17 protein-coding genes are annotated in these 16,331 nt (G+C 56.0%); 3 read left to right on the top strand and 14 right to left on the bottom strand.

What is annotated here, in order from left to right:
- Window positions 1–24: 24 nt before the first annotated feature.
- Genes ADJ74_RS08500 through ftsE form a run of 3 tightly spaced genes read right to left on the bottom strand, consistent with a single transcriptional unit; the run spans window position 25 to window position 2,707 of the window.
- Window positions 25–1,140 carry a murein hydrolase activator EnvC gene (locus ADJ74_RS08500; RefSeq protein WP_050343483.1) on the bottom strand — a complete coding sequence of 372 codons (1,116 nt, stop codon included), beginning with the start codon at window positions 1,138–1,140 and terminating at the stop codon, window positions 25–27.
- A gap of 3 nt (window positions 1,141–1,143) precedes the next feature.
- Window positions 1,144–2,031: a permease-like cell division protein FtsX gene (ftsX, locus tag ADJ74_RS08495; protein ID WP_009442650.1), complete on the bottom strand. Its 888-nt coding sequence runs from the start codon at window positions 2,029–2,031 to the stop codon at window positions 1,144–1,146.
- Entirely contained in the window at window positions 2,021–2,707 is a 687-nt protein-coding gene (gene ftsE / locus ADJ74_RS08490; RefSeq protein WP_039980925.1) for a cell division ATP-binding protein FtsE, read from the bottom strand. The genes ftsX and ftsE overlap by 11 nt, the downstream gene beginning before the upstream one ends.
- Window positions 2,708–2,884: 177 nt before the next feature.
- Between ftsE and ADJ74_RS08485 the strand changes: the two genes are divergently transcribed.
- Together ADJ74_RS08485 and ADJ74_RS08480 are read left to right on the top strand one after the other, a co-directional pair.
- A complete protein-coding gene (locus tag ADJ74_RS08485) occupies window positions 2,885–3,253 on the top strand; it encodes a YbaN family protein (protein ID WP_009442652.1) in 369 nt (122 codons plus the stop codon).
- Between the two features lie 123 nt (window positions 3,254–3,376).
- Window positions 3,377–4,573, top strand: a complete 1,197-nt coding sequence (locus ADJ74_RS08480) for an acetyl-CoA carboxylase biotin carboxylase subunit family protein (protein ID WP_050343481.1) — start codon at window positions 3,377–3,379, stop codon at window positions 4,571–4,573.
- Between the two features lie 120 nt (window positions 4,574–4,693).
- Here the strand turns inward: ADJ74_RS08480 and ADJ74_RS08475 are convergent, their stop codons facing one another.
- From ADJ74_RS08475 to ADJ74_RS08465, 3 genes are all read right to left on the bottom strand, one after another.
- Window positions 4,694–5,527, bottom strand: coding sequence for a polysaccharide deacetylase family protein (locus ADJ74_RS08475; RefSeq protein ID WP_050343480.1), 834 nt, complete (start codon window positions 5,525–5,527; stop codon window positions 4,694–4,696).
- Window positions 5,528–5,695: 168 nt separating this feature from the next.
- Window positions 5,696–6,211 carry a hypothetical protein gene (locus ADJ74_RS08470; RefSeq protein WP_050343478.1) on the bottom strand — a complete coding sequence of 172 codons (516 nt, stop codon included), beginning with the start codon at window positions 6,209–6,211 and terminating at the stop codon, window positions 5,696–5,698.
- A 135-nt stretch (window positions 6,212–6,346) separates the two neighbouring features.
- Complete coding sequence (locus ADJ74_RS08465; RefSeq protein ID WP_050343476.1) at window positions 6,347–7,783, bottom strand: carbon starvation protein A; 1,437 nt, start codon at window positions 7,781–7,783, stop codon at window positions 6,347–6,349.
- A gap of 236 nt (window positions 7,784–8,019) precedes the next feature.
- Between ADJ74_RS08465 and ADJ74_RS08460 the strand changes: the two genes are divergently transcribed.
- On the top strand, window positions 8,020–8,817 hold the full coding sequence (locus ADJ74_RS08460) for a sulfite exporter TauE/SafE family protein (RefSeq protein WP_009442659.1): 798 nt from the start codon (window positions 8,020–8,022) through the stop codon (window positions 8,815–8,817).
- Window positions 8,818–8,882: 65 nt separating this feature from the next.
- On the opposite strand, the gene ADJ74_RS08455 is transcribed toward ADJ74_RS08460, so the two are convergent.
- The 8 genes from ADJ74_RS08455 to ADJ74_RS08420 form a co-directional block, all read right to left on the bottom strand.
- Window positions 8,883–10,187 (bottom strand): ammonia-forming cytochrome c nitrite reductase subunit c552, encoded by a 1,305-nt coding sequence (locus ADJ74_RS08455; RefSeq protein ID WP_050343474.1) that lies wholly within the window; start codon window positions 10,185–10,187, stop codon window positions 8,883–8,885.
- A complete protein-coding gene (locus ADJ74_RS08450; RefSeq protein ID WP_009442660.1) occupies window positions 10,180–10,662 on the bottom strand; it encodes a NapC/NirT family cytochrome c in 483 nt (160 codons plus the stop codon). The genes ADJ74_RS08455 and ADJ74_RS08450 overlap by 8 nt, the downstream gene beginning before the upstream one ends.
- A gap of 16 nt (window positions 10,663–10,678) precedes the next feature.
- Entirely contained in the window at window positions 10,679–12,820 is a 2,142-nt protein-coding gene (ccsA, locus tag ADJ74_RS08445; RefSeq protein WP_050343472.1) for a cytochrome c biogenesis protein CcsA, read from the bottom strand.
- A complete protein-coding gene (locus tag ADJ74_RS08440; RefSeq protein WP_050343470.1) occupies window positions 12,817–13,191 on the bottom strand; it encodes a cytochrome c maturation protein CcmE in 375 nt (124 codons plus the stop codon). The genes ccsA (ADJ74_RS08445) and ADJ74_RS08440 overlap by 4 nt, the downstream gene beginning before the upstream one ends.
- Window positions 13,184–13,801: a cytochrome c biogenesis protein CcsA gene (gene ccsA / locus ADJ74_RS08435; protein WP_050343468.1), complete on the bottom strand. Its 618-nt coding sequence runs from the start codon at window positions 13,799–13,801 to the stop codon at window positions 13,184–13,186. Before ccsA (ADJ74_RS08435) ends, ADJ74_RS08440 begins: the two co-directional genes overlap by 8 nt.
- Window positions 13,802–13,813: 12 nt before the next feature.
- A complete protein-coding gene (locus ADJ74_RS08430; protein ID WP_050343465.1) occupies window positions 13,814–14,470 on the bottom strand; it encodes a heme exporter protein CcmB in 657 nt (218 codons plus the stop codon).
- Window positions 14,427–15,068: an ATP-binding cassette domain-containing protein gene (locus ADJ74_RS08425; RefSeq protein ID WP_172664543.1), complete on the bottom strand. Its 642-nt coding sequence runs from the start codon at window positions 15,066–15,068 to the stop codon at window positions 14,427–14,429. Before ADJ74_RS08425 ends, ADJ74_RS08430 begins: the two co-directional genes overlap by 44 nt.
- Window positions 15,069–15,284: 216 nt before the next feature.
- Entirely contained in the window at window positions 15,285–16,304 is a 1,020-nt protein-coding gene (locus ADJ74_RS08420) for an aldo/keto reductase (RefSeq protein WP_050343461.1), read from the bottom strand.
- Window positions 16,305–16,331 lie beyond the last annotated feature (27 nt).

Below are 16,331 nucleotides of genomic sequence, written 5' to 3'. Positions count from 1 at the left end.
ATTGATGAGCGGCGTTCCGCCCGCTTACAAATACGACAGCGGATTGACCGGCTCGCCGTTTTCACGTACCTCAAAGTGGCAGTGCGGACCCGTCGAGTTGCCCGTAGACCCGCAGTAGGCGATCACGTCGCCCTGCGAAACGCTTTCACCCACACTGACATTCAGTGACTGACAGTGTCCATACAGCGTTGATATGCCGCCGCCGTGATTGATGATGACGGCGTTGCCATAGCCCGAGATCCAGCCCGCATATTCCACTGTTCCCGCCTGTGCCGCACAGATTGCATCGCCGTAATCACCGCCGATGTCGATGCCGCTGTGGAAGCGCTGTGCGCCCGTGATCGGATGAACCCGCCAGCCAAAATCCGACGTGATCGGTCCGCCCAGCGGCCAGATCATCGCGCCCGAGCCCTGCACGGGGAGGTTACGCAGACCGCTGCGCTGCAGCATCCGCGTGATGCGTTCTGACGCCGCGCGTGCCTCGTCCTGCTTGCGCTCGATGGTCGCTTTATCGTACTTCATCTGCTCGATGATTGCACGCTGCTTCTCGACCTTCTCCTCCATCGCGAGACGTGCCTCGCGCGCCTCCTTCTCGAGCGGCTCCTGTGCCGCCCGATCCTTCTCCAGCTCCTCCTTGAGCGCACGCATCGCATCGCGGTCGGCAAGCACGGCATGAACGAGATCATAATCCTGCTTGATGACACGCTTCAGAAGATCCATGCGCGTGAGGAAATCGGAGAAGTCCTTTGCCCCGAACAGCACATCGATATAGGAAATCTGCCCGTTGATGTAGATATCGCGGACACGCTTCCCAAGTGCCGCACTCTTGCGGTCATACTCGCGTTCTGTGACAGCGAGCTTCTCCTCGTTCTCCTCAAGGCGTTCAAGCGTCTTATTCAGCTCCGCACGACGTTCTTTATGCGTCGCGATTGCCGCATTTGCTTCCTCATCCAAAATTCGCTTCTGCTCCGAGAGCGAGTTGATCTTTCCCGCCAGCTCATCGCTCTGGCGTCCCAGATCCTCTGCCTGTGCATCGTAGCTGTCGCGCTCCTCCTCGAGGCTCGCCGCCCACCCCTGCCCCGCCGTAAGGACGGAGACAGCAAGAGATGCACAGAGGATACGTTTTGTCACTGCATTCATCGCTTACACCTTCAGGAAACGCTTCAGCGACACCCACGCACCTGCCGCGCCGATCGCCATGCCGAGCAGGACGATCACAATCCCCACATACGTCATAAACGGCGACTGCGGAATGAGCGGGAAGAACGCCAGTGTATCGTATACCTTGTTGACGACGCCTGCGTAGAAACTGCGCAGGACAAGAGCGGAAATCACACCGCCGATGAAGCCAAGCACAATGCCCTCCAATACGAACGGCCAGCGGATGAACTCATCCGTCGCACCGACATACTTCATGATGGCGATTTCGCGCCGCCGCGCAAAGACCGTCAGGCGGATCGTATTCGCGATGATAAAGATCGTCGCACCGCCGAGCAGGAGGATCAGGAGAACGCCGAAGAGACGCACCAGACGCGTGATATCAAAGAGATGCTCCACCACATCCTGCCCGTATTTCGCGGACTCGACGCCACCCATGCGCTCAATCTGCTTTGCCGCCGTCTCTACCATATCCGGCTGACGCACAGTCACCTCGTAGGCATTCGGCAGCGGGTTCTTGTCACCGAGCGCATCGAGCAGATACTTCTGCTCTCCCAGCCGCTCGGAGAGACGCTCCTTTGCCTCGTCACGTCCGACGTACTTCACGGACTCGATGCCCTGGAGCGCCTTGATCTTGGCACCGACATCCTGCTCTGCGTCCTCGCTCAGATCGTCCTTTAGATAGACGCTGATCTGCACCTGCGACTCGAGCATCGACGCCGCACGGTTCATATTGAGGGCAAGGATGAGGAATACGCCTAGGATAAAAAGAGAGACAGCGACCGTACCGACCGCCGCAAACGTCATCCAGTTGTTGCGGCGCAGGGAGCGCAGAACCTCCTGCACATAGTACTCCGCCGTCCTAATTTTCATATCCGTACCCCCCGCGCTGCTCATCGCGCACGATCTTGCCGTCCTCAATGGCGACAACACGGCGCTGCATCGTATCGACAATGTTCTTATCGTGCGTTGCCATGACAATCGTCGTCCCTGCCGCATTGATGCGCTTGAAAATATCCATAATATCCCAACTCGTCTCCGGGTCAAGATTTCCTGTTGGCTCATCGGCAATGAGGATTGCAGGATCGTTGACGATAGCGCGGGCAATCGCCACGCGCTGCTGCTCACCGCCCGAGAGCTGTGAGGGGAAATCGCGATACTTGTCACGCAGTCCGACCACGTCGAGCACAGCGTTGACGCGCCGCTGGATCATCTGGCGCGGCGCCTCGATAACACGCATGGCGAAGGCCACATTCTCATAGACCGTCTTATCCGACAAAAGGCGGTAGTCCTGAAAGATGACTCCCAGACCGCGCCGCAGATACGGTACGTCAGTCATATCCATGTGCACGACATCGTGCCCGTTGACGAAGAGCTCCCCCTCCGTCGGCAGCTCCTCACGAAACAGCATCTTGATGAACGTGGATTTCCCCGCACCGCTCACCCCGACGACAAAGACAAACTCCCCCTTGACAATCTCAATGTTCACATGGTCCAGTGCCACAGCACCATTCTCATATACCTTCGAGACATTTTTCATTCGAATCATGCGGTTCGTCTCATTCCTCTCCAATGCCAGCGCATGCATCCCAGCATATACGCTAAAAAAACATCTTTTATTATAGCACAAATTGAAGAAACCACAAAATATTGCGTTGTCTTTTTCTCGCGCACATGATATCCTCTTGCTCATGAGAATTCATTTCATTGATAGGGATACTACACCATGATCCTGAAAAAAATCTTTTTCTCCATTCTCGGATTTCTCAGCTTTGGACTCGGCATTCTCGGGGCATTTCTCCCCATTCTCCCGACCGTTCCTTTCATACTGCTCGCTGCGTACTGCTTCGCGCGCAGCTCCCGCCGCCTCGAGAACTGGCTGCCTACGACGCGCATCTACCGCACAACACTCCTTCTCATGCGCCAAGGGCGGCGCGGCATGACGCCGATGGAAAAACTCCGCATCATGCTCCCCGTCACCACCCTCATGGGGATCTCCTTTCTTCTCACCGATCACCTGCACGCACGCATCGCCATCGGCGTTGTATGGACGGCGCACGTTCTCTTCTTCCTCTTTCGCGTGCCGAACAGATAGTGACCTTCATTTATTGTGATAATTTTTATCTTTTTCTAATATATACTTGACAAAAAGTCAAAGATTCGATAGCCTATACTTATCATATAATAATTTTTTCAGTGATTGGACGAGGGTAACGGTATGAATTTTATCTTTGTATCTCCGCAGTTCCCACACGTCTACTGGAACTTCTGTGACCGCTTAAAGAAAAAAGGGGTAAACGTTCTCGGCATCGGCGACACGCCCTACGACCAGCTCACGCGTGAGATGCGCGAGGCACTGACCGAGTACTACTTTGTCCCCGCACTCGACGACTATGACCAGATGCTGCGCGCCGTCGGCTTCTTCACGTTCAAGTACGGACGCATTGACTGGCTCGAGTCCAACAATGAGCACTGGCTCATGAATGACGCCCGTCTGCGCACGGACTTCAACATCCGCACGGGCTGGCAGAGTGCAGACATGGAGCACATCAAGAGCAAGTCCGCCATGAAGGCATACTACCAAAAAGCGGGCATCCCGACGGCACGCCTCGTTCGTGTGACCACCCTTTCTGCCGCCGAGGAGTTTCTCGATACTGTCGGATACCCCGTCATCGTCAAGCCGGATATCGGTGCAGATGCGACGGGCGCTTACCGCATCGACACGCATGACGAGCTGCGGCATTTCTTCGCGTCAAAGCCCGACGTCCCCTATGTCATCGAGGAATTTGTCGCAGGCGATATCTGCTCCTACGACGCCATCGTCGATGCGGATGCGAACCCGATCTTCGAGTCCATGACCGTCTGGCCGCCGACCGTCATGGACATCGTTCTCTATCAGCTCGACCTCTCCTACTATACGGTACCCTCTGTCCCAGACACGGTAAAGCGGATGGGACGCGCCGCACTGAAGGCGTTCCGCGTACACAGCCGCTTCGTCCACTTTGAGTTCTTCCGCCTGACCGAGGCAAAAGCAGGGCTCGGCGCCGTCGGCGACTACGTCGGGCTCGAAGTCAATATGCGCCCGGCGGGCGGCTACACGACGGATATGACGAATTTCGCACACTCCACCGATGTCTATGAAATCTGGGCAGACATGATTACGGCAAACCGCCGCCTCCTCCCCGACTGCGGCGTACACTGCTGCTGTGCCTACGCGGGACGGCGTGATTTCCACCGCTACGTACACACACACGAGGAAATCCTCAGCCGCTACGCGGACAGCATCGTCATGTGCGAGCGTCTGCCCGAGGTCATGTGGCCACAGATGGGCAATCAGATGTATATGGCAAAACTCCGCGATCAGGAGGAAACGGATGCGTTCATCCGATTCGTGCAGGAACGCGTGAGAAAATGAACTGCTGCACGTCTCCCTATCGCTTCGCAGCGCCCCTTCCCCCTAAGCAGCAAAAGAATCACAAAAATAGCCTATGGTACGAAGTTTATTGTTTCGTGCAATAGGCTATTTATTTCTCATTCAATTTCGCACCCAGCCGTACTGCGTGAGATTTGAGGTATAGTGCAGGCGGTCGACAAAATCCTCGTTTGTCGCACCCGTGCGGAAGATCGGCACGCGCTCAAGGGCGAATACATTGCTGTTGCGGTCCACATTGCTGTACTTGACCGTAAAGCCTGCCTTGTATCCTGCCTCCTTCGCAAGCTCTGCGATATGCAGATCGTGGGCGCCCGTCGGATAGGCGATGAACTCGACGGGATGTCCCAATTCGCTCTCCGCCTGCCGCTTGGACTCCACAAGCTCCGCACGAATACGATCATCTGACAGCTCCGGCAAAGCCGCGTGCGTCACCGTATGCGACTCAATCGTGACACCGCTCTTTTCCATCTCACGCACCTGATCCCATGTAAGATAGCCCTTGCGCTTGCTCAGGAAACCCGTGACGACAAAGACCGTCGCCTTAAGGTGATACTTTTTCAGAATGGGAAACGCATTGGTATAGTTATCGACGTAGCCATCGTCAAACGTGATGAGCACAGGACGCTCGGGCAGAGCCCCCGTGCCTGCCAGATAGTCGTAGAGCTCATCGGGGCTGATCGTGTGATAGCCATGATCGACGAGATACTTCATCTGCCAGTCAAAATCCGATGGCTCAACCGCAAGAGAGAGGAACCGCGAGTTGATCATGTGGTAGTTGAGCACGGTCACCTTCACATCGTCCTCGGGGGGCGGCGGAGGTGAGGGCGCAGGCGTTTCCTTCGGATGTCCAATAATGAGCAGGACGCCGAGAAGAATGGCAAGGACAGCAAGCAGCGACCAGAACTGCCGTCCGCCGATCATCTGTTTTATGTTCACGCCATCCCTCCGTCAGAAAATTATTCTCTTGATATTTTACTTGGATTTTGACGGGAAATCAACACGGGCACAAAAAAAAGACTGCCAGACCGGCAGCCTTCATATTGTCGCTCAGAATCACAATACCGCCGAAATGCGGGAAACGTATCGAGTCAGCATGACTGAAATTTATTTTTTTGCCCAGACCACTGCCATGAGATCCTCATACACAGTCTCGAGCTGCTGCACGAGAATCGGCAGGAGGGTCCGAATCATACGGCTGTCAAAGGTCTCATCGACGAACGGGACACAAATATCGAGATAGATATTGCCATCTTCGCGGAGATAATACTTGAACATCTTGTACTCCGCATTGAGCATATTGAGGTGGCTCTTGATGCTGTCGATATTCTTCTCGTTGATGCCTGTCGCAACCTGTGTGCGGATAATCGTAAAGATGCTGTCGTCGATGAAGATTGCCATCGGCAAGGTCTGCCCCTTCGCCTCGATGCGCGAGCGGAAGATCGTCGTGTGGAACTCATCGGAAAGTGCCTGCGACTCAAAGAAATTGATGTCATTCTCCTTGAGGAATGCTTGGAACTTCTCCGCCTTTGTCGCACCCTCTGCGGCAGCGGCTTCCTTCTTCTCAATCAGCTTCTCTGCCTGCTTTTCGAGCTTCGGCTCTTTCTCCGTGCTCTTTGCCATGTAAATATGCCTCCCTTATCCGTTATGAGTAAATAATCCCGTGACTATTTTACCATAGTTTTTCATCTATTTGCAAGAAAAAACCGCTGCCACGCGGTATTTCTTCAAAAGCCGTGTGCAGCGGTATCGTTCATGTCAGGCCGTTCTTTTGCGCAGAATGAACGCACGCACGAAGAGTGCCGTAAAGAGTATAGCGAAGCCGATGCCCGCCGGATAGGTAATGTTCGTCGGCAGACCAAACCCCTCCGGTGCCTGCAGGAGGTATGTTGTCGTCACCGCCGACATAAAGATCGCAGGCACGAGTGCAATCACGTATGCATATGAGCCCGGTTTATTGAGGTAGAGGTATGCCGTGCCCGTCCAAAGCATAATCATCGCGAGTGTCTGGTTTGCCCACGAGAAGTAACGCCAGATGATGGAGAAGTCCATCTGCGAAAGAATCAAGCCGATGGCGAGCATCGGCACAGCGATCACGAGACGCTTCGACGCTTTCTTCTGTGGAATATCCATCCAGTCGGCAAGCGTCAGACGTGCCGAGCGGAAGGCCGTGTCCCCCGAGGTAATCGGACAGGCAATAACGCCCAGCATGGCAAGAATGGCCCCGATGCTGACCCCGCCGACACCGATTGCCCCCATGAAGCCGTTGCAGACCTCGTAGACAACGCCGCCGGGGCCGGCCTCCTTGAGTGCCGCGCCAAGTCCCGGTGTACCATCGTAGAACGTCGCACCTGCCGCCGCCCAGCAGAGCGCGATGATGCCCTCAGCAACCATTGCACCGTAAAACACGGGGCGTCCCATTCGCTCGTCCTTCAGACACCGTGACATAATCGGCGACTGCGTCGCGTGGAATCCCGAAACCGCACCGCAGGCAACGGTGATGAAGAGCAGCGGCCAAATCGGGAGGTGCTGCGGATGCAGGTTCTCCAGCGTCATCTCGGGCATCGTATGTCCGCCGACTCCGAAGAGCATTCCGCCCATGATGCCGAGTGCCATGACGATAAGGCAAATGCCAAAAAGTGGGTAGAACCGAGCGATGATCTTGTCAATCGGGAGCAGGGTTGCCAGCGTATAATAGATGAAGACGACCGCGAGCCAGAAGAGCACCGCCTGCCCCGTCAGCTTGGAAAGCAGCATCGCGGGTCCCGTCATGAATACAACACCGACGAGAACAAGGAGGACAATCGAAAAGATACGCATGATCTGAAGCATGATATGCCCCAGATTCTTACCGACAATCTCCGAAAGGCTCTTGCCGTCCTCACGGAACGAAATCATGCCCGAAAGATAGTCATGCACACCGCCCGCAAAGATCGTACCGAAGACGATCCAGAGGTAGACGCTGGGTCCCCAGAGCGCTCCTGCAAGCGCACCGAAAATTGGACCAAGTCCTGCAATATTGAGGAGCTGGATGAGGAACACCTTCCACGTCGGCAGCGGGATATAGTCCACACCGTCCTCCAAACGAATCGCAGGCGCTACCTCCCCCGTACGCCCGAATGCCCGATCGACGATTGCTCCATAGACGAGGTATCCAACGATAAGCGTTGCGAGCGCGCCAAGAAATGTAACCATTGCTTGTCACTTCTTCCTAAAATAAATACATGATATGCCGGTGTGCACCGGCCCCCCCCCCATGTCTGCCCTCCTTCCGTACAATGATAAAGAAGCCCCTTAAAATCAGTCCCAAAGAATTATCGGCTTCTTGACAATTATCATATCATAACTCTCTTCTCTTGTCTAATCCTTTCGATGTGCTATAATCAAGAATACACTGTGTATGTGTTTCTACTTATAGGGGAGGGGTTTCTATGGGACTTGATATTCTTCTATTCCTTCTGCTGGGGCTCTTCGTGGGCACGTTCGGCACGCTGGTCGGCATCGGCGGCGGACTGATCTGCGTGCCGATCTTCATCTTCTTTCTGTCGGACGGTGGAATCTATCCATACTTTCACACGGCGGCTCAGATCACGGGCACATCGCTCGTCATCGTCTGCGCCAATGCGCTCTCGGGGACATTTGCCTACATCCGTCAAAAACGCGTCTACTTCGCCGCAGCAGTCCCTTTTGCTCTTGCGACACTGCCCGGCGCGTTTCTCGGCTCATACATCGTCGACGACTTCACAGGTCCGATGCTCTACATATCCTATGGCTCGTTCCTCCTGCTCATGGCTCTTATGATGTACTGGAACGCCATGAATAAGAAGCACGCGGATGTGCACACCCTGCCCGCAGACTTCACCTTCAACCGTTCTCTGGGCGTTGGAGCAAGCGCAGGTGTTGGATTTATCTCGAGCATCTTCGGCATCGGCGGCGGCGTGATTCACGTTCCCCTCATGGTCTACCTGCTTGGCTTCCCCGTCCACGTCGCAACAGCGACCTCGCATTTCGTCCTCGCCTGCTCGGCGACTTTCGGCGTCATCAGCCATGTCTGGCTCGGTCATGTCATCTGGACGCCCGCCATCTGCATCTCCATCGGTGCTGCCATCGGTGCGCAGATCGGAGCCGCCCTCTCGAAAAAGACAAAATCCAAGGTCATCCTCGTTCTCCTTGCGCTCGCCATGTTCGGACTCGGACTTCGTTTGATCTGGATGAGCGGCATGCTCTGATCGATCCATCAAAAAAGAATCGCCTCGGTGTGAGGCGATTCTTTTTTCCGCTCTGTCTATTTCGATCAGATTGGCTTGATTCCATACTGTGCAGCCTGTGCGGACTCGACTGCCTGATGTGCCAGGTCAATCGAGAGCCCGAGGGTGCGCATGATCTTGTCGGGGTTGTGGAAGCCCATGCCGTTCTCGGCAGCGACCCAATCCCAATACCACTGTGCTTCGCGGAGCTTTGCACGGGCATCTTCGAGCGATGCGTCGGGCACGCCTGCCTCCATTGCAGCCTTGACCGTAAGATGTGCCTTTGCGACCGACTGTCCCGCGATGCGCTGAACCTTAAAGGTATTGTCATGGATGGTCTTGACGCGGGCGACCAGAGTCTCCTCGCTCTCATCATGACACTTCAGACATGCTTCCTTCGTGTACTTCAGCGGACTCGACATCCAGTGCGATGTGTACTTCTTTCCGCCGTCACGCATATAGGGCATGTGGCAGTCCACGCAGGTAACACCGGCATCGGCATGGACGCTCGTCGCCCACGTCTCGAATTCCGGATGCTGCGCCTTGAGCATCATCGTCTTGGAGTCGGGGTGCACCCAGTCGCCCTTGAATCCGCCCGCCTGCCCGGTCTGATAGAACTTGTACTCGGACTCGGCATCGAGGCCGTTGTCGTACGGGTGGTTCACACGTCCGTCCTCAGCAGTGAAGTAGTACTCCGTATGGCACTGCGCACAGACATAGGCGCGCATATCATTATGTGGTGCGGCATTCACATCGACACCACGGCGTGCCATTGCCTCGATGAAGCCCTGCTGATAGACGCGCAGCTGCATCGTATCGGGATCGTGGCATGTCGAGCAGCCGAACCACTCATCGTCGGTGATGGGAGCCGCAACTTCATCAAACGGCTTCGATGCATACGCCCATCCACCTTCTTTGAAGTACACATCATAAACATACGAACCCTTGCACTGTAGACAACTCCCCTTCTGTCCCGGAAGCCTCTTCGTATGCAGGAGATCGTAGCCCGCATACGTATGCCCGCGGTCATCGTCATACTGGATGGCGAACTTGTATCCCTTGAAGTTCTCGAGCATCTCGGGCTGGTGTTCGAGATTGGAGTTGCCCTCCATGCTGCCGCCGTAGCCCGTGGGCGACGGGGCTTCCTCATTGTTCTTCATGAAGGAATTGTACTGGAGCGGATAGGCATCCTTGTACGCCTCTTTGCCGATCTTGGCTTCCGTCCCGCCTTGGATGGCGACCAGCTTCACGCTGTCGTCATTCGGCTGCGCACCGATGCGAACGGCAACGAATCCAAAGAACAGGGCACAGACGCCGGCAACACCCGCAATGATTTTCTTTCTGTTACTCAACTCTTATCCCCCCTTCTAAAGGATTGGAACCATGTGGAATCCGGCTGTGACACTTCGTGCAGGTCGCACTTCCGTCCTTGCCCTTATCCACGCATACATTGCCCATTGTCGAGCTGTGACAGCGCAGGCAGTTGCTGTTGACGATATCCCGCCCATGATCCGAGATCTTGATGTGCACGGGGTAGTCGTTCAGCACCTGATGCAGCGTATCGTGCATACCGGTCTGCCCTTTTTCCATATAGTAAATGGCAACATTCTCGTGCGGCAGATGGCACTCCACACAGGCAACGTCCGCATGGGTCGACATGGCATGTGTCGCCGCTTCGTGCTTCATGGCGTGACAGGTTCCGCAGAATTTCGGTGATGCCGACGCCTTGTCCATGACCATACCGCCCGCAACGACGATGATGCCCAGAACAAATGCGCCGATGACGCAGCGGAGTGTGTTCTGCTGCACGAACTCCTTCAAATTCATGTGTCCTTCCTCCCTTCTATGATTTCTTACCGAGCGGATCTTCCGCGTCACCCCCTTTGGCTGGACTTACCGTCTGCCGTGCCGCGACGAGACCGCCGATTGTCACGAGCACACAGGCGAGCCACAGGAGCGATATACCGGGCTTCGTACTGATGGAAGCCGTCACCGGCATCGCCATCTCCTCCGCCAAGGAGGGCAGAATCTCCAGACGTATATCACGCTCATCCGCAGATACACCCGTAAGGCGTATGCGGAATTTGCCATTCATCACATCGACCGGGCGGGATGTCCCTCCCGTATCGGTGGCAAGTATCGTTGGTTCGGCCGTATCCACTGCCTCCCCGTCCGTCAGCGCAATCTGTGCGGTGACGAGGGTCTTTCCGCCGCCCTGCGGTTCAAAGGATACGCCCTCATAGCGGTAGGCATAGTCGTTGATGCCCATGACCGTCCTGCCGCGCCGCAGGATCATCTCATCGTGTTCTGCCGTCGTCGGCGTTGGAGCGATGTAGAGATCCCCCGCAAGACTTCTGGCAATCGCGGGCTCACGTGCCGCATCCTCGCCGCTCCCGCGCAGTTTCGTGACTGCTTCAGCAGGCGTTCCGTCCACCTCGTAGCGATAGGACTTTTCCTTGCCGCTGTCGGCAAAGTTCTGTCCGCGATAGACCACTGTGTGTCCGTAGACCTCCTGCGGAACATCCGGCGTCAGATCGACGGATGTCGTCTGACTGCCGCTGCCCGAAAGGATAAAGGCAAGGAGCGCTGTGCCTGTGCCGACGTGGGCAAGCAGTCCGCCGACACCGATCTGATGCCGACGATAGGTCTCAGCAGCCGCAGCTGCAGCAAAGAGCGCAAAGGATGCGAGAAGGACGGAGGGGATATCCGTGACGCCGACCGCCCCCGCTGCAACGCCGCCGAGCACGGTGAGTGCGAAGATCCAGTAGGGACGCTTCCCCATTGTTCCGCTCCACGACATGAGTGTGCCGAGCCCCATCAAGAGGGCAAGTACGATGGCAATCGGCAGGGTCGTCCGCACGTAGTAGCTCGTATCCACCGCCGCACTCTCGCCCATGAGCCCCGAGATCAGCGGCATCGACATACCGAAGAACACGAGAACCGTGATGAATACGAGGAGCAGCATGCCGAGCAGGATGAGGAAGCTGCGGCTGCGGTGTTCGCTGTAGATTGCTCCCTGTGGAAGACGATCCATCTGACGCACAAGGACGATGAGTCCAAAGAGCAGGATGATGCCATTCGCAAGGGCGATGTAAAAGCCGATGTCCGACCCCGCAAAGGAGTGTACGGAGAAGTCTCCGAGAATACCGCTGCGCGTCAGGAACGTCCCATAGAGGACGAACGCGTAGGAGAATACCGCAGCGAGATGGACGAGATAGAACGCGCCGCGCCGCGTACGTGCGACGGCAATCAGATGGAGCAGGATACAGGAGAGCAGCCACGGTACGAGCGAGGAGTTCTCCACGGGATCCCAGCCCCAGTAACCGCCCCAGCCGAGCACCTTGTATGCCCAGTAGCCGCCGATAAAGATGCCTGCGCCGAGAAACGACCACGCGATAAGCGTCCAGCGGCGCATCGGTGCGAGAAAGTTCCCGTCTGCGGGGCTGCGCATCATACTCTCAAGCGAGTAAACAAAGGGAACGGCGAGGAGTGCATAGCCGATAAAGATGATCGGCGGATGCACGGCCATCCACGGATCCTGCAGCAGCGGGTTCATCCCGTACCCGTCGGGCATAATATGCTCGGCGGGAGCAAAGGGACTCTTGATGAATACGAGAATGACGAGCATCGCCGTCAGGAGATGATAGATGATCCGCCCCGTCGCCGTCAGACGGTTGGTGCAGACCATGTACGTACCAACAAGTGCGTGAATGAGGAGCCAGAGGAGGAACGAGCCCTGCTGCCCTGCCCAGAATGCCGAGATCTTGTAGACCAGCGGCAGATCGATGGAGGAGTAGCTCGCCACATACGAGTAGCTGAAATCATTGGACAGGATGATGGCAAAGAGAACGGCTGATGCACCGATGGCAGCAAGCCCTGCGAGGATGGCAGAGATGCGGCTGCCGCGATCACTGTCCTTGGCATCAAAGAACACTGCACTGAGTGCAAAGAGAAGAACAAACCCCAACAGTACCGTACCGATCATACACGAGCCTTTCCTTTTTCTTCCTCATATTTGGACGGGCATTTGATGAGCAGCTTATCCGCTGCAAAGGCATCGCCCGTATATTTCCCAATGGCGACAACGTGATATGCGTCGTCGAACGTATCCGGCTTTGCTCCCTTGTACCGTACGAGCATCGTCTCTCCCGTATCCTCATCGGCGATGGAAAAGACAAAATGTCCGTCCTCCATGTGCGGGGCAACCGTGCCGTCGGGGACGCCCTTGACCTGCACATTGCGCTGTGCGGCGCGCGCGTCTGCTACACTGACGTACGGTGTGACCGAGTCGGCAAAGAAGTAGCCGGCATAGCCGATAAATCCCAGAATCAGAATGAGGAAAAAATATTTACGCATTGGGTTCCCCCCGTTTCATCAGCCAAATGTAGATCAGTGTCATATCAATCAATGCAAGCACGAGTGTCCCGAGCATCACTGCATCCATATCGATGCGTCCTGTCTCATTGAGGACGGGGGATGGATGGAGAGAGAAGAACATTCGCGGCAGGATAAAGACCAGAAAAGGAACAGCGATAAAGGAGAAGAGCGCATACACGGCAGAGGAGGAGGCACGGGCGCGTTCGTCCCGCATCGTCATGCGCAGTGTCACGTATGCGGCATAGATCAGCAGGAGGACGAAGATCGTCGTCTGCCGGGGATCCCAGTTCCAGTAGGCGCCCCATGTCAGCTTGGAGAAGACAGCCCCGCTCACCGTCGCCATGAGGGTGAAGATCAGACCGAGGATGGCAGAGCGGGCGCTCTTTGCGTCATAGTGCAGCTCCCTCGTCTTCAGATAGCGTGCGCCCCAGTAGGCAGCACCGAAGAATGCGACGACGGCGACCCATGCCGTTGGAATGTGAAAGAATGCGATGCGCACATAGTTCCCCAGCCCTTCCGCGGGCGGAACGATGAAGAACACGGCACCGAGCGATGCGAGTGTCAGCACGGCAATCACTCCGACAAGCATTAAGACTCCTATCTAACTCTCGATCCAGAGAGAATCAAACAGTATCGATGCCCCCACTGTGAGCATCATATCGTAGAGGGCCATACCGCCAAGGAGCGCCGGCTCTCCTCCACCCGCCGAGAGAGAGATCGCAGGCAGGAGAATCGGCAGCATCGACGGAAGCAGGAGCACGGGAACGAGCCCGCCGCGTACGCTCGCTCCTGCGGCGACCGCCGCGAGGAGCGTATCCGCCGCTGCCATGCCCCAAAGTCCCAGAAGCAGTGTCCCGAGAAAAACGGCATTGAGGACGAGCGGTGCATCCATCAAAATGATCACAAGGGGCAATGTAATGACAGCGAGAACGATGAGTGTGACGAGATGTGCTGCCATCTTGCCGAAGAGCACGGCCTGCGCCGGAACGTAGATCCGAAGGAAAAGCAGTGTTCCCGCGGCCTCCTCCTCAGCAAAAAGCCGTTCTCCCTGCAGCGTCGCTGCAAAGAACAGGACAATCCAGAACAGCGTTGCGGCAAGACGGACATCCATCGTCCCCCACGCAAGCGACATACTCATGAACGCGATCACCGTGAGTGCGAACATCCCCATCGTGACATAGCCCGCACGGTGGCGTACGCCGTCACGCAGTTCCTTAGCAGCAACGTGCAGAACTATCGGTAAGATCGATGCACGCATCCGCCGCCTTCCTTTCCTCCGGTTCATTCGTCGCCCACAGGATGAGGCGTCCGCGCTCAGCTGCATGCCGCGCCTCCGCGGTGAGCAGTTCCCGTCCGTGCACATCGAGGGCAAGTCCCGGCTCGTCGAGGAGCCAGATGGGTGCGTCTGCTCCGAGGAGAACGGCGAGTCGTACACGCTGACGCATACCCGTCGAGAGTTCCCCCGCCATGCGCGGCAGCACCTCAGACGACAGTCCCACACGCTCCAAGAGTCCTTCCAGCAATCCATCCGCTGGGCAGATCCCGCGTGCGGAGAGAAAGAAGGTCAGATTCTCACGTACGGAAAGGCGGGTATATAGCTCCATCTCGGGTGTCGCCATAGCGAGGATGCGGCGATAGTCCGCTCCGCAGATCAAGCTGCCATCCAGTGCCGTCTCAATCTTTCCTTTCGTCGGAAGGATCAGACGACCTGCGAGACGGAGCAGCGTCGATTTGCCGCTCCCGTTCCCCCCCGCAACGGAGGTAATGACGCCGCTACGAAAGGAATATGTCAGCTGCCGCAGGATTTCATGGGATCCGAAGCTGTGACTGACTTGATTAAAGGAGATTTCAACCATATTCATTCCTTCCATAACTTTGATTTATTTTAACACGTATCTGAATAGAATATAAAATACTTTTTTTGTATAAAATATTTTTATGTGTGTAGACTATTTCAAAAATGAATTCACTTTATATCGTGTGATTATTGAAGAAAAAGAAGTATCTGAACGCTTCTCGTCACGTTCCGAATACTTCTTCTCATTTTTAACGATATATAACATTTATCACGTCTATGTGACATTCCTTACACTTCCTTGCTTTTTCATACGAATTTCTCCAAAGACGGCAGACATTGGCATCCCGTCAAGCTCCGCATCAATGGCGGCGACCTCTCCTGCCGAAAGCAGGATATCGGCGGCTCCTGCATTCTCCGTCAGCCGCGCACGCTTGCGCGTTCCTGGGATCGGCACAATGTATGGCTTTTTGCAGAGCATCCACGCGAGCGCAATCTGTCCGCTCGTCGCTCCCTTTTCCTCCGCGAGCGTACGCAGGAGAGCGAGAAGCTCTGCATTCTCCGCCATCGCCGCTGCGCTGAACTGGGGCATACGCGCACGCATATCCCCCTCTGCAAAGGCCGACGTCCTGTCATACGCACCGGTCAGCACGCCGTTGGCAAAGGGCGAAAACGCGACAAAGCCGATTCCCAGTTCCTCGAGAACGGGGAAAATCCGCTCATGCGTGCGCGCCATCATGGAGTAACGATTCTGCACGGCAGTCAACGGACAAACGGCGTACGCACGGCGAATATCCTCCTCCGAGGCCTCCGAGATCCCCCAGTGAAGAATTTTTCCTTCCTTTATCAGCTCTGCCATCACACCCGCGACCTCCTCAGCAGGAATCTTTGGATCGACGCGATGCTGATAGAAGAGGTCGATGTGATCTGTCCCAAGCCGCTGCAGAGAGGCATCCACCGATGCTCGGATCACCGCTGGCCGTGCGTCTGGGACGATGGGGCTTTTGCCCTCTTTCAGCAGTCTCATATCGAAATGGATCCCGAACTTCGTCGCGAGGACGACCTTATCCCGATATGGCGCAAGGGCTGCGCCGACCAACCGCTCGTTGTCATGCGGATCATCGGGCGTACCGTATACCTCCGCCGTATCAAAGAGCGTGATGCCCATATCCACAGCGGCGGCGATCAGCTCGCGCATCTCCTTTTTGTCGGCAGGTGCACCATAGCCCTGACTCATCCCCATACACCCGAGCCCAACGGATGAGACCGTGAGATTCCCTAATTTACGGTAATTCATGTAAATCCTCCCTATCGCAAAAGAAGT

Source organism: Selenomonas sp. oral taxon 478 (genome assembly GCF_001189555.1).
GTDB lineage: Bacteria > Bacillota > Negativicutes > Selenomonadales > Selenomonadaceae > Centipeda > Centipeda felix.
Note: the sequence above shows the minus strand (reverse complement) of the source record. Positions and strands in the feature narration are given on the sequence as shown.

Coding starts and splice junctions, on each gene's coding strand:
- ADJ74_RS08440 (WP_050343470.1), bottom strand. CDS start 13,191: ATGCGTAAATATTTTTTCCTCATTCTGATTCTGGGATTTATCGGCTAT.
- ftsE (WP_039980925.1), bottom strand. CDS start 2,707: ATGATTCGAATGAAAAATGTCTCGAAGGTATATGAGAATGGTGCTGTG.
- ADJ74_RS08500 (WP_050343483.1), bottom strand. CDS start 1,140: ATGAATGCAGTGACAAAACGTATCCTCTGTGCATCTCTTGCTGTCTCC.
- ccsA (WP_050343468.1), bottom strand. CDS start 13,801: ATGCTTGTCGGAGTGATTGCCGTGCTGACACTCGCATCGCTCGGTGCC.
- ADJ74_RS08470 (WP_050343478.1), bottom strand. CDS start 6,211: ATGGCAAAGAGCACGGAGAAAGAGCCGAAGCTCGAAAAGCAGGCAGAG.
- ADJ74_RS08425 (WP_172664543.1), bottom strand. CDS start 15,068: ATGGTTGAAATCTCCTTTAATCAAGTCAGTCACAGCTTCGGATCCCAT.
- ADJ74_RS08465 (WP_050343476.1), bottom strand. CDS start 7,783: ATGGTTACATTTCTTGGCGCGCTCGCAACGCTTATCGTTGGATACCTC.
- ADJ74_RS08420 (WP_050343461.1), bottom strand. CDS start 16,304: ATGAATTACCGTAAATTAGGGAATCTCACGGTCTCATCCGTTGGGCTC.
- ccsA (WP_050343472.1), bottom strand. CDS start 12,820: ATGATCGGTACGGTACTGTTGGGGTTTGTTCTTCTCTTTGCACTCAGT.
- ADJ74_RS08485 (WP_009442652.1), top strand. CDS start 2,885: ATGATCCTGAAAAAAATCTTTTTCTCCATTCTCGGATTTCTCAGCTTT.
- ADJ74_RS08460 (WP_009442659.1), top strand. CDS start 8,020: ATGGGACTTGATATTCTTCTATTCCTTCTGCTGGGGCTCTTCGTGGGC.
- ADJ74_RS08430 (WP_050343465.1), bottom strand. CDS start 14,470: ATGCGTGCATCGATCTTACCGATAGTTCTGCACGTTGCTGCTAAGGAA.
- ADJ74_RS08450 (WP_009442660.1), bottom strand. CDS start 10,662: ATGAATTTGAAGGAGTTCGTGCAGCAGAACACACTCCGCTGCGTCATC.
- ftsX (WP_009442650.1), bottom strand. CDS start 2,031: ATGAAAATTAGGACGGCGGAGTACTATGTGCAGGAGGTTCTGCGCTCC.
- ADJ74_RS08480 (WP_050343481.1), top strand. CDS start 3,377: ATGAATTTTATCTTTGTATCTCCGCAGTTCCCACACGTCTACTGGAAC.